The 11,256-nt window shown below is 42.9% G+C and carries 14 protein-coding genes; 2 read left to right on the top strand and 12 right to left on the bottom strand.

The window, feature by feature from the left end:
• From IJJ71_RS10200 to secG, 5 genes are all read right to left on the bottom strand, one after another.
• Positions 1–1,055: V-type ATP synthase subunit I domain-containing protein (locus IJJ71_RS10200; protein WP_486389623.1), on the bottom strand; the 1,055-nt coding region annotated here is incomplete at its 3' end.
• An 8-nt stretch (positions 1,056–1,063) separates the two neighbouring features.
• Positions 1,064–1,942: a V0D/AC39 family V-type ATPase subunit gene (locus tag IJJ71_RS10195; RefSeq protein ID WP_296846785.1), complete on the bottom strand. Its 879-nt coding sequence runs from the start codon at positions 1,940–1,942 to the stop codon at positions 1,064–1,066.
• A 12-nt stretch (positions 1,943–1,954) separates the two neighbouring features.
• Positions 1,955–2,263: a hypothetical protein gene (locus tag IJJ71_RS10190; protein ID WP_296846784.1), complete on the bottom strand. Its 309-nt coding sequence runs from the start codon at positions 2,261–2,263 to the stop codon at positions 1,955–1,957.
• A gap of 26 nt (positions 2,264–2,289) precedes the next feature.
• Positions 2,290–2,757, bottom strand: coding sequence for a PTS sugar transporter subunit IIA (locus tag IJJ71_RS10185; protein WP_296846783.1), 468 nt, complete (start codon positions 2,755–2,757; stop codon positions 2,290–2,292).
• 33 nt (positions 2,758–2,790) lie between these two features.
• Complete coding sequence (secG, locus tag IJJ71_RS10180) at positions 2,791–3,207, bottom strand: preprotein translocase subunit SecG (protein WP_296846782.1); 417 nt, start codon at positions 3,205–3,207, stop codon at positions 2,791–2,793.
• Positions 3,208–3,369: 162 nt separating this feature from the next.
• On the opposite strand from secG, the gene IJJ71_RS10175 reads away from it, so the two are divergent.
• Together IJJ71_RS10175 and IJJ71_RS10170 are read left to right on the top strand one after the other, a co-directional pair.
• Complete coding sequence (locus IJJ71_RS10175; protein ID WP_296846781.1) at positions 3,370–4,545, top strand: 3-dehydroquinate synthase; 1,176 nt, start codon at positions 3,370–3,372, stop codon at positions 4,543–4,545.
• 193 nt (positions 4,546–4,738) lie between these two features.
• Entirely contained in the window at positions 4,739–5,068 is a 330-nt protein-coding gene (locus IJJ71_RS10170; protein WP_296846780.1) for a helix-turn-helix domain-containing protein, read from the top strand.
• On the opposite strand, the gene IJJ71_RS10165 is transcribed toward IJJ71_RS10170, so the two are convergent.
• The 7 genes from IJJ71_RS10165 to sufC form a co-directional block, all read right to left on the bottom strand.
• Positions 5,052–6,023, bottom strand: coding sequence for a SufB/SufD family protein (locus tag IJJ71_RS10165; RefSeq protein WP_296846779.1), 972 nt, complete (start codon positions 6,021–6,023; stop codon positions 5,052–5,054). The genes IJJ71_RS10170 and IJJ71_RS10165 overlap by 17 nt on opposite strands.
• A gap of 73 nt (positions 6,024–6,096) precedes the next feature.
• Positions 6,097–7,500, bottom strand: coding sequence for a Fe-S cluster assembly protein SufB (sufB, locus tag IJJ71_RS10160; protein WP_486389622.1), 1,404 nt, complete (start codon positions 7,498–7,500; stop codon positions 6,097–6,099).
• Positions 7,501–7,638: 138 nt separating this feature from the next.
• Positions 7,639–9,051, bottom strand: a complete 1,413-nt coding sequence (locus IJJ71_RS10155; RefSeq protein WP_296846777.1) for an HNH endonuclease — start codon at positions 9,049–9,051, stop codon at positions 7,639–7,641.
• Position 9,052: 1 nt separating this feature from the next.
• Positions 9,053–9,706: an LPD3 domain-containing protein gene (locus IJJ71_RS10150; protein ID WP_296846775.1), complete on the bottom strand. Its 654-nt coding sequence runs from the start codon at positions 9,704–9,706 to the stop codon at positions 9,053–9,055.
• Positions 9,703–10,119 (bottom strand): hypothetical protein, encoded by a 417-nt coding sequence (locus IJJ71_RS10145; protein WP_296846773.1) that lies wholly within the window; start codon positions 10,117–10,119, stop codon positions 9,703–9,705. Before IJJ71_RS10145 ends, IJJ71_RS10150 begins: the two co-directional genes overlap by 4 nt.
• 21 nt (positions 10,120–10,140) lie before the next feature.
• Entirely contained in the window at positions 10,141–10,437 is a 297-nt protein-coding gene (locus IJJ71_RS10140; protein WP_296846770.1) for a glutaredoxin domain-containing protein, read from the bottom strand.
• Positions 10,434–11,183 carry a Fe-S cluster assembly ATPase SufC gene (gene sufC, locus IJJ71_RS10135; RefSeq protein WP_296846769.1) on the bottom strand — a complete coding sequence of 250 codons (750 nt, stop codon included), beginning with the start codon at positions 11,181–11,183 and terminating at the stop codon, positions 10,434–10,436. The genes IJJ71_RS10140 and sufC overlap by 4 nt, the downstream gene beginning before the upstream one ends.
• Positions 11,184–11,256 lie beyond the last annotated feature (73 nt).

The following is an 11,256-nucleotide window of genomic DNA, read 5'->3' as shown; positions in this document are numbered from 1 at the left end:
TCGATTGCTCCGTAAACTGGAGAGCCGTAACTGAAAATCATACGCTCAAACGCACCGATAAGCTTGCCATGCTTGAGACGAACAGGAACCTGCTCCGTGCCATTGATTACAGAAGGAACTTCAAACGGATTATAAACACGGATTGCAATTCGGCCTTCCGTGAGTTTGTCCATGTCCTTCATCATTGAATGGCATGAATCAGAAGGAATCCAGCCAGTAATTCGGTAGACGAGGCTTGTAGACTCCAAATTGTTCTGAACATCAACAATCTGAGCCGCTATCGCAAATGAAGCGAGCAAAGCCCGAAGCGACTCGGCATGAGTCTGGGCCAAATTACGTTTTTCTTCTTCTATATACTCAACTGCTTTTTGAGACTCAGCAAGTTTTGTCTCAAGGCCGGCAAGAACTTCATCAGGAACGCCCTTGAAATCAGAAGGAATCTCGAAAGTAACGAATCCGAACTTCTTAAGCTCAGTGTCGAGCGAGAATCGCGCCTTTTTGGAACTTGCGGCCATAATCTTTGACTTGTCATCACCGAGCGGAACGATAATCGCACGGTTGCCTACAGCCGCATCAAGCTCATCGAATTTTGAAGGATCGATTTTACCAATTTTGATAGAGAGGAAAGAAAGGTGGTCAAGCTCCGAGAATGGAACTTTAAGGTTTTTGAAAGACTCAGCCTCTTCTTTTGACTCTTTTACGCGCTTAAGCTCGTCTGCGGCCACAATCTGCCGTTTTTTAAGTTCCTCAACATTAGAAAGGAATTTTTCGGCAAGCGAGATTTCACCCTCACCGGCTCTTGTTGCCGAAGCGACCAAAGAAGCGTCAATATCTTCGACATTAAGGAATGAACGAGCATCCTGCAAGCGGACGAACAAATCACGCTCTGGATTTTTTGCCTCACCAGCCCTTGAGCCGTCAGAGACCTTAGACGAGTCGCTTTTGTGATTCTGAAACTGGAAATTGCCTTTTTTACCGAGAAATTCAAGAACCGGGCGGATGTCGTTTTTCATTATCATCAGCTCGACAAGGTTCATTGGTGTCGTTCTAGCCATATCTCCTCCTATTCGCCTTCCACAGAAGAGCGCGGCAAAACTCCGGCGACTTCCATGGCTTTTTCGCTCTCGACACCGAGACGAAGGGCTTCTGCCACAGTACGGATACAATCAAGCTCATACTGCTTGATGCGGAACCATGAGACTAAACTTGTAATGCTCATAGGATCCTTGTGGAAGAAGTGTTTATATGATTTTGCAAGATAATTTTTTAGTGAACGCTCAATCCAGCACGGGTCAATTTCCCAGACAACACCGTCCTCATGAGGATTGAGGAACTGTGAATAACGCCAGCCCTTCCAGTCATCATAAGAAGAAATGTCCTTGCCGAGTATTGCGATTGCCTCGCGCGCCAGAATGTCGTCTTTTTCGTGCTTTTCTCCGGCATAAACAAGATGTTCAAGAATCTCATCGTTTGAGAAATGATAATAAACTTTGAGCCGGAGAACCCAGAGAATGTTTTTGAATGAGATTTCCATTTTGTAAAGCTGCTCAAGATTTTCACGGTCGCTACCTTTTAAAGAAGAAACCGCATTCCAAAGGGACATAATTCTTGCCCGGTCGGACTCTGAATCAGCAACCTCAGAATTTTCATACTCATAGAATGAAAGAATTTCTGAAAGAATCGGTGAAGGTCTGTCAAATTCATTGAGAAGGCTTTTGTAAAGATTGATGAAATTTTCTGCCGCTTTTACTTCAATTTCTTTTGAAAGAAGGACTTCTGGAACGCTCGGAACTTCATCGTCAAAAAGAAGAGTGTACAACTCGCGCAAAGACTGGACACTAAAAAGCCTGCTTGCATTTGCACCTACAAATGCCTTTGAGAGAAGACCACTAGCTTTTGCGTAGACGAAACTTGAAGCCGCTGACCTGTCCAATCTGCCCATACAAAGAACCTCTTACGCCTGCAAAACCGAATCAAGATAAGAATTGAATGAAGGTTTATCCTGTGGGGCAGCCATGATTTTCTCTCGATAAGCGGCGATTTTCTGAGCCTTGTCATTTTCAAGGGCGGTGATTTTTTGTTCGTAAGACTGTTCTGCACTATTAACGATTTTTTCGTATTGTGACTTGAATTCTGAATCAGCCTGAGCTTTTGCCGCTGCGATTTTTTTATCGGCGTCTTCCTGCGCCTTTAATGTCATGGCAGAAGCTCTCTGCTCTATTTCCAAAAGATGTGTAATTGTATTGACTTCTTTTTCAGCCATGATTCACCTCGATAAATGCTTTAAATTTATTTTATCAAAGATTCTTCGGATGTGCAAATAAAATTGTAAACTTCTGAGGCAGATTTTAAAGAGAGGAGATTATCGACGAATCCTTCGATTTGAAGGACAGAAGCCAGCTGCTTTAAAATCTGGATATGTCGTTCAGTTCCGTCTTCGTTGCCGATTATCATAAAGACAACATAAACAGGAGCCTTGTCCAACGCATCATAATCGATGCCAGAACGACTGATTCCAATTGCGCCGATAGAATCTTTAATAGAAGGAATAAGAGCGTGAGGAATTCCAACAGAATGCATGATTCCTGTGGACATTTTCGACTCACGCTCATTAAGGACTTTGAGAGCCTCAGCCTTTTCAAAACAAGGATGATGTGAATGAATGGTTTCGACAAGTTCCTCAAAAAGTTCGTCTTTCTCTGTGCTAGAAAGATTCACCACGATGGTGTCTTTCGGAAAAACTTGACCTAAGACCATAGACTCTCTCCAAAATAATAATTGTATGAAGAATTACTGTGCAGCTGACTCTGTAGCAGGTGCAACCTCTGCTTCTTTTGCAGCCGGAGCAGTCTTTTCAGACTTATTCCACCATTTGCCTTCACCAGTTTTTGGAAGTGCAGGCTCAGCAGAAGCCTCAACTTTACCAGCAGCCTCTGCAGCAGAAAGCAAATCAGCATCTGTTGAATCAGCTTTTGTAGGAAGCATTTTTGCAATTCCGAATGTGACGACAAAGAAAAGAACGACGAAAACGACAGTTGCCTTTGTGAGAACTGAAGCTGAATGAGCACCGAATGCAGCAGAGTTACCGCCACCGAGCAAACCACCCATTCCGCTGCTTTCCTGATCCTGTACGAGAACAAGAAGAACGAGAAGAACACAAATAATTACGAATGCAACTAAAAGCACACCTTTAATGATAGAATCCATTTTTTTCTCCAAAGAGTATATACAATTAGAAATAAGTAGAAAATATTTTATAGAAATGTCACATTGTAGTCAATAAGAAGAAAGAAATGTTTGGCCGCTCAAGAACGGCCGAAACAGACTAAAACTATTTCATTTTCATTTTTTTTTCTATATAATAACTTCATGACATTTGAAGAAAAAGACATCATTTATCCGCCGGTGCATCCTGGGACTGACAGAACTTTCATTCGATTTTATGACGGTGAACTGGACTTGAATTCTATTTTTTATTCCGCTGAAAAAGACACATTGCCAAAGCGCATTTTTGTTACCGACACAACCGTGGCTTCGCTTGCTTCATTAAAAGGCTTCGTTGATTTCTTCCGCGGTGAGGATTTTTCCCACCCGAAGATTGAGGCCGGCTTTATCGGGAAGCGCGGCAAAGACATACTTTTGATTCTGGGAGCTGGAGAGCCTTTCAAGACGATTGAGAGCGTCCTTGCGATTGTAAAGACCGCGCTTGATGCTGGAGGGCAGCGTTCGGCAGTTTTCGTCGGAATCGGTGGCGGCGTAATCACTGACATGACGGCTTTCGCGGCCTCAATTTTCAAGCGGGGCGCACACTGCGAGCTTGTTCCGACCACCCTTCTTTCGATGGTCGATGCGGCAATCGGTGGAAAAACTGGCTGCGATTTTGATTCATACAAAAACATGATAGGCTCTTTCTTCCCGGCACAGAAAATCCATATCTGTCCGAGCTTTATCGAGAGTCTCCCTCAGCACGAATATCGGAGCGGAATGGCCGAAGTCGTTAAGACAGCCCTTCTCTACTCGCCAGAGCTTTATGAAAAGCTCGAAAAATACCCGGAAATTCTGAACGACAGGAAAAATCCGCTCGTGGGTGAGGCAATCCGAATCTGTGTGAACGCAAAGGCTAAGGTCGTGGAGCAGGATTTGACTGAAAAAAATATTCGGATGCAGCTGAACCTCGGCCACACTTTCGGGCACGCACTGGAATCGATGTGCGGGCTTGGCGTTGTGACTCACGGCGACGGCGTTGCCTGGGGAATGGCAAGAGCAGCCGACCTTTCACAGCGGCTCGGACTTTGTACCAAAGAACATGCGAACCGCGTAAAATCTTGCCTTGCATCTTTCGGCTGGGAAACCGAGCCTGTGCACCCGGAAATGAAGAAAAAATACGGAAATAATGAAGAAGAAATCGCAAGAATTCTCTTGAACGCAATGAAAAAAGACAAGAAAAATTCTTCGGACAAAATCAGATTTATCCTGCAGGAAAATGTCGGGGAGACCGTAATCACAGAAGTTCCGGAACAGGACATTCTGGCCGTACTTAAATAAAAGCCGCGCCCGCTATGGAGTGGTGCCGGCATTTTTGGCGGCAGTGCCGAAGGCACCGAGGGTTACTGAGCCACGGAACAGCGGAGGAAGTTGATTGCGCCCATATTTTACCCATTTAAAATGAGTTAATCCTTCAAAACTTGCTCGCTTTCACTCTGTACCAATTAGGAAAATTCTCATCCATAATGAGGATATGAATGAAAATCAGGCAAATTTTATTCAGAACATGAAATTTTACAGGCGACAGGCAGGCTTAACGCAGGCTCAGCTGGCGGAACTCTGTAATGTCTCAAACGGAACCATCGGAAACATTGAGTGTGGCATGACGAAGCCTTCTTTTGACCTGATTTTCGCAATTGCAAAGGCCGTTTCGGTTCCAGCTTCGGATTTGCTCCGGGAAACGGTCAGAGAAACGAAACTTTCTGTCTCACAAGTTGAAATCGTGAACGAGACGATCCATTCCGCTGTGGATGCGGCGGTCACAAAGGCGTTAAAAGACCTTAAGTTCAGGATTGAGCACTAATGGGCAAACTTGAAAAAGTGTCCGCTTCCAGAAAATTCTCAATTTTCTCGCGGACGACTTCGCTTGGGATTTTGCTTGCGATGCTCAGGACTTTGGCTTTTTTCATCATGAGTTTGGCTTCTTCCTCGCTGATTCCGCGGCTCTGCATGTAGAAAAGCTCGTCGGCTCCGAGTCGGCCTAAGGTGGCTCCGTGGGTGCCTGAGACATTTTCTTCGTTGCATAGAATCATCGGGATTGATTTGTTGACCGCGGTTTTGCTCATGAGAAGAGTTTCTTCCTGCTCGTCACCTGTCGCGTCAGTGCAGCCGCGCTTGAAGTCGATTGTTCCACGGTAAACTTTGAGAGCCGCATCCCCGACAACGCCCTTCACAATCATCTTTGTGTCAGTTTTTGCACCGTGATGGTTCACGACATAGTTCATATCGAGAATCTGGCCGTTTTCTGTGATGTAAGCCGTGTCCGATTTGAAGCGAGATTCGTAGCCGTCAAGCTCGTTTTTGACCTGAGCGTAAACTTTGCTTCCGCCAAGCTCAATCTGAGTTACTTCGATTTTTGCGCTGTCATCGCACTCACCGAAAGTGTCATCAATCTGGACATAATTTGAGCCAAGAAGCTGGACTTTGACGAGGTGGATTTTTGAATAAGGATGAGCGACAAGTTTCGTTTTTATAGAAGAGAACCCGCCCGCATTCTTAGCAGAAGTGTAGTCAAGGATTACGGTGACTTCGGAATTTTCCTGCGCGGTGACAATCTGCTCATGCTCGTATCGCTTTCCGTCCTCGAACGCAAGGGGAATGCTGATGACTTCACCTTTTTTTGTTGCGGTGATTTCTTTTTTTTCGCTGATGATTTCAGAAGATGCCTCAACTTCAAGGGAAGCGCGGTTCATCTTAAGCCAGTTCCATGTGAGGCATGGGATTTTGTTTATTTCGGTAAATTTAAGATTTTCTGTCATGTAACCTTCTCCATCAAAAATCTTTTGTGGCTTCTGTGTCCTCTGTGAGCTCCGTGAACTCTGTGAGGAATTTCTATAAACTTCCTTTCATCTCAAGGCGAATCAAATTGTTCATCTCGACCGCATACTCCAAAGGCAATTCTTTTGAAACCGGGTTTGCAAAGCCAGAAACAATCATCGTGCGCGCCTCTTCCTCGCTGATTCCACGGCTCATGAGATAGAAAACCGCGTCGTTTGAAATGCGGCCGATTTTTGCCTCGTGACCAACATCGCAGTCGTCAGTGTGAATGTCCATCGCAGGCACGGTGTCGCTTCGGGAAATGTTATCGAGCATAAGACTTTCACAAGAAACGCTCGCCTTGCTGCCTGTTGCTTCTTTTCCGATGTAGATTGCGCTTCGGTAAGTTGAGACACCACCGCTCTTTGAAAGAGACTTTGTCGTGATTAAGCTCGTTGTGTTTGGTGCGATGTGAACCATTTTTGCGCCGGTATCAAGGTTCTGACCTTCACCAGCGAATGTAACGCCAGTGAACTCAGCCCTGGCTCCTCGGCCAATCAAGTCACTCTCTGGGTACAAATATGAGATGTGGCTTCCGAAAGAGCCTGAAACCCACTCGATTGAGCCGCCCTCTTCAACCCTGGCACGCTTGGTGTTGAGGTTGTACATATTTTTTGACCAGTTTTCGACGGTTGAATATCGAAGATGCGCGCCTTTTTTGACATAAAGCTCAACGCAGCCTGCATGAAGATTGGCGACGTTGTATTTTGGAGCAGAACAGCCTTCGATAAAGTGCAAGTCCGCGCCCTCGTCAACGATAATCAGAGTGTGCTCGAACTGCCCCGCTCCCTTTGCGTTCAAGCGGAAGTAAGACTGAAGCGGAATCTCGACTTTTACGTTTTTTGGAACATAAACGAATGAACCGCCCGACCATACAGCACCATGAAGGGCAGCGAATTTGTGGTCATTCGGCTTAACAAGCTGCATAAAATGCTCTTTTACCATGTCTGCATAAGGCCCACGGAGAGAGCTTTCAAAGTCAGTGTAGATTACGCCCTGCTTTGCGACTTCTTCCTGCAAATTGTGATAGACAAGCTCACTGTCATACTGCGCGCCAACGCCAGCCAGAGAAGTGCGCTCAGCCTCTGGGATTCCGAGCTTTTCAAAAGTGTCCTTTATGTCCTCTGGAACATCTTCCCACTTGCCCTGCATTTTTGTATTCGGGCGGACATAAGTGGCAATTTCGTCGATGTTGAGGCCTGAAATATCCGGGCCCCACTCAGGCACGCGAAGCTCATTGTAAATTTTAAGCGCGTTCTGACGGAATTCTCTCATCCACTCAGGGTCGTTCTTGTCATCAGAAAGTTTTGCGACAATCTCAGGGGTGAGACCAGCCTTATTTCGATAGAAGCCTTTTTCCTCATAACGGAAGTCATAAGGAGAATCAGCCATGCTTTTTATATCAAGTTTTTCTGCCATAATTTTTCCTATATATTTTTGGCGTTCCCCTACGCTACGCTTCGGGGCGGGCTTTTCGCACTTCCGCTGTCGCTTCATTCTTTCGTTCTCTACGGTCACTACAGAACGCCTTCGGCGGCACTACAATCCCTAACGCAATCAGTACATCTTCAACAAATCTTCTAAATCTATATGCAATTCAGATGATTCCAACTCTTTTTTTCTTTGATTATATAATTTTTTTATGATTATTTCTGCCTCTTTTCCGTAATGGATTTGATTATGACAATTACTGCATAATGAAACTATGTTTGCTTCAACATCTAATGAATACGGCAAAAAAGTTTCTTGATATTCCATTGGAATCAAGTGATGAGCTTCCGTATAACCTTTATCAGAATGTTTTCTAATGAATATTTCATGATTTGGATTATACTCACAACGATATTTTGCTCTTGCAAGTGCATTGAAAGTAACTTGCCGATTTCTACTAAAGATTTTTCTTGTAATATTGTTTTTGTCCATTTCCTCAATTTTAACAGGATGAGCCACATACTCATACTTCTCAACCAGCCTTTTAGTTTCAGTTTTTAATTCCGAAATGATTTTTTCATCTTCATTTTTACAATTTTGAATAACTTCTGTATCAGGATTTATTATTTCTTTTTTCAATTCAATAGATTCATCTGTCAAAACAGTTTTTGAGTTTCCTTTTACCATAGTCGCATTTACAAAAATAATTTGTCCTTTTTTATGCGTGAATTTATCAGATTTTAGCAATTTAAAATAATAATTTCTGAAATGTGGTGTTACAGATTTTCCAGATTCTGAGTTTTTAAATTTTTCAATTTCAATAATTTTATCTGACTTTTCAAGACAAAAATTAAAATCCGAATATGCAACTTCTTTTAATTCTTTTGGAACTCCGTCTACAACACAACTCGGAAAGCAATTCATATAGGCAATTGTATTTATAGCCAAACGAAATGCTTTTAAATCATTTTCATCTTCTTTTGTTTTTGAATTTGAGTTATTTAAGAGCTCATATCTTTCATCAGTCATTGCAAAACATAGTGGCTCATCTTTATATTCACAAGTAAGTGCCAACTTATCAGCAACTTGAAAATAACAAGAATATCCAGATTTTTCATAAGGAATATGCAAACACAAACCAAAAATATCACTTTGAATTTTATTTTCATTACTCAAAGTTGGCAAAGATTTAAAATCGCCATTATCTTTTATATATTGCTTTATTCCCTGCAAATCTGCCAAAGGCATATCCTGAAGATAATCTCTGAGTTCTTTATCCTTGAAAAAAACATGTTTCACTTTTTTATCATAGTCAAGTTTTAATAATGCAATTCTATTTGTCTCTATTACTTTTTCTTCGTAGGAAAGATACGGTCGCATTTGTGGCAAGTTTGCCAGATAATTAAAAACCAAGTCGTCTTTAAAATTATTTCCGTATCGTTTTTGCACATCGGGAGAATTCAAGAACATCTTCTTTTGCTTATTAAAAATTTCCCAGTCGTTTTCAAGACATTTGCTATACCAAATTTTCTTTGCCATCTTATTTGACATCTTCCTTTAGCCATGCTATATTTATATCAGTTCGTGGGTTGCATTTATATGCAACTGTTCCGCTTCTTTTGAAGTCACGGCTCGTTAACTCCCCTGCTTTGTGCAGGGGATATTTTTTTAGGAGAAGTTCTTGCGTGTAAATGCGAGAACCGTCCTTTTTAACTTCTTTCAGCGTAAGGTATGCAAAGCATTTTCTTCCGCTCGAAAGCTCAATCTCTTCCTGAAAACGATGAATAGCGATAATATTCGGGTCTTCGCTTGTATCAGGAAAAGAACCGATAAAATCCGCCGTTTCAAAGATTCCTTTTATATTTTCTGCCGCCTCAAAATGGTCCTGCACAGAAAATCCATTTACAACGGATTTGGTAATAGCCTTATCCGAAGCAATTTTGTTTGCCGTATTTTTTGAAAATCGAGCCTTAAAACCGTTTTTGTTGGTCATTACCTTTCCAAACAAACATTCGACAGACTTCAAAAGGTCGGCACGGCATTTTTTCCTTATAAAATGTTCTTCGTGAGAAATCCGATAATTTTTGTAAGCATCCATGACAACAGCCCCTGTCGCACGGTCAACCCAAAATTGTCTGTGATGTCCGTTCTGCCATTCGTCTTTTAGAATGCAATTTTCAAAATTCTCACTCACTTTCTCTTTTCACTCTCAACAATCTCGTCCATGTATTTTTTCATCTTTGTCGGGGAAGCTGTTCCGTCATAATATTCAGAATCCTCAATCTTATTACGGCTCAGCATATCCCGAATCGAAGTGCTAAGACCTGTCGAAGCAGGCACAGATTTTTTATCATGAAGCGAAGAACTCCACTTAAAAACCAGCAAAAATACCAGCCCCACATACACAAAGATAAGGGCGATTATAAGATAAATCCTGTTGTCGCTCTGCCAGAAAAAATCGTCGGAATAAATGAAATTCCCGAACCTGTAGATAAAAAAAGGACCGCCGCAAAAAAATCCAAAAAGAAAAGCCGTTATAATCAAGCGGACATACCACGGAGTCTCTTTTTCTTCTTCTACGCTTTTTATATCAATTTTTTCTGCCATGTAAAAATCCAAAGTTTGTGATCAGCAGCCCTTTTTATCCAGTGAGCAGGCTGCTCCGCCTTCAATTTTTGCCCCGACAAATTTCTCTGCGTCAAGCTCAGGCTCCCCGCCGTCTTCGATTATACAGGGAATGCCGATTCCTTTGCGCGAACGGATTTCGTCAAAGGCCGGGCTTTTGTCGCGGATTGCAAGGAATTCCTTCAAATAGGAAAGATTTTCAGTGATGTCCCGGTATTCGTAAGTAATATTTTTTTCTACAAAAGCCTTTTCCGCGGCCACGCAGTCAGGACAGCGTTTTGAACCGTAAACTATAATCATCCCTGTGCCCCCAAAAACTGCTCAAATCCGTTTTCATTAATCTGCTCGACAAGCGTTCCGTCGCCTTCTTTGATAATTTTTCCCTTGACGAGGACATGAGTGTGGTCAACATGAAGGCTTTCCAGGATTTTTGTTGAGTGCGTGATGATGATAAGAGCACCGTTCATGCGCTTCTGGTACTCTTCGATGCCCTTTGAAACCGTGCGGACAGCATCAACATCAAGGCCTGAATCAGTTTCGTCCAGAATCGCAAGGCGTGGCTTGAGCATGAGAAGCTGCAGAATCTCGCTCTTTTTGCGCTCACCGCCTGAGAATCCCACATTCAAATCACGGCTGGCATAGCTTTCATCCATATTGAGAAGCTTCATCGTCTCTTTAAGCTCTTTCTGGAACTGGAAAAGTTTTACGCGCTCGCCGGTCTTCTGCTGCAAAGCCGAGCGGATAAAAGATTCAAGAGAAATGCCCGAAACCTCAAGTGGCTGCTGGAAACTGAGGAAAATGCCCTTTGCAGCTCGTTTGTCCGCACCAAGCTCCGTGATATCCTCGCCGTCAAAGAAAATCTTTCCGTCGCTCACTGTATAACGCGGATTTCCCATGATTGTGTAGCCGAGAGTAGACTTTCCCGCACCGTTCGGCCCCATAAGAACATGAGTCTCGCCAGGATTCACAGTCAAAGAAACGCCGCCAAGAACATGTTTTTTTTCTATATCAACATTAAGATTCTGAATTTCAAGTAAGTTAGCCATGAAAGAAATATAATGAATTTTTGCCTTTTAGACAATGAAAAATGAGAACAACCTAGTATTTTTATGGGGAAAA

The sequence above is a fragment of the Treponema sp. genome (assembly GCF_017430385.1).
Classification (GTDB): domain Bacteria; phylum Spirochaetota; class Spirochaetia; order Treponematales; family Treponemataceae; genus Treponema_D.
The sequence above is the reverse complement of the archived record's forward strand: the minus strand, read 5'-3'. Positions and strand labels throughout refer to the sequence as shown.

Coding starts and splice junctions, on each gene's coding strand:
- IJJ71_RS10170 (WP_296846780.1), top strand. CDS start 4,739: ATGAATGAAAATCAGGCAAATTTTATTCAGAACATGAAATTTTACAGG.
- sufC (WP_296846769.1), bottom strand. CDS start 11,183: ATGGCTAACTTACTTGAAATTCAGAATCTTAATGTTGATATAGAAAAA.
- IJJ71_RS10185 (WP_296846783.1), bottom strand. CDS start 2,757: ATGGTCTTAGGTCAAGTTTTTCCGAAAGACACCATCGTGGTGAATCTT.
- IJJ71_RS10190 (WP_296846784.1), bottom strand. CDS start 2,263: ATGGCTGAAAAAGAAGTCAATACAATTACACATCTTTTGGAAATAGAG.
- sufB (WP_486389622.1), bottom strand. CDS start 7,500: ATGGCAGAAAAACTTGATATAAAAAGCATGGCTGATTCTCCTTATGAC.
- IJJ71_RS10195 (WP_296846785.1), bottom strand. CDS start 1,942: ATGGGCAGATTGGACAGGTCAGCGGCTTCAAGTTTCGTCTACGCAAAA.
- IJJ71_RS10145 (WP_296846773.1), bottom strand. CDS start 10,119: ATGGCAGAAAAAATTGATATAAAAAGCGTAGAAGAAGAAAAAGAGACT.
- IJJ71_RS10165 (WP_296846779.1), bottom strand. CDS start 6,023: ATGACAGAAAATCTTAAATTTACCGAAATAAACAAAATCCCATGCCTC.
- secG (WP_296846782.1), bottom strand. CDS start 3,207: ATGGATTCTATCATTAAAGGTGTGCTTTTAGTTGCATTCGTAATTATT.
- IJJ71_RS10175 (WP_296846781.1), top strand. CDS start 3,370: ATGACATTTGAAGAAAAAGACATCATTTATCCGCCGGTGCATCCTGGG.
- IJJ71_RS10140 (WP_296846770.1), bottom strand. CDS start 10,437: ATGATTATAGTTTACGGTTCAAAACGCTGTCCTGACTGCGTGGCCGCG.
- IJJ71_RS10155 (WP_296846777.1), bottom strand. CDS start 9,051: ATGGCAAAGAAAATTTGGTATAGCAAATGTCTTGAAAACGACTGGGAA.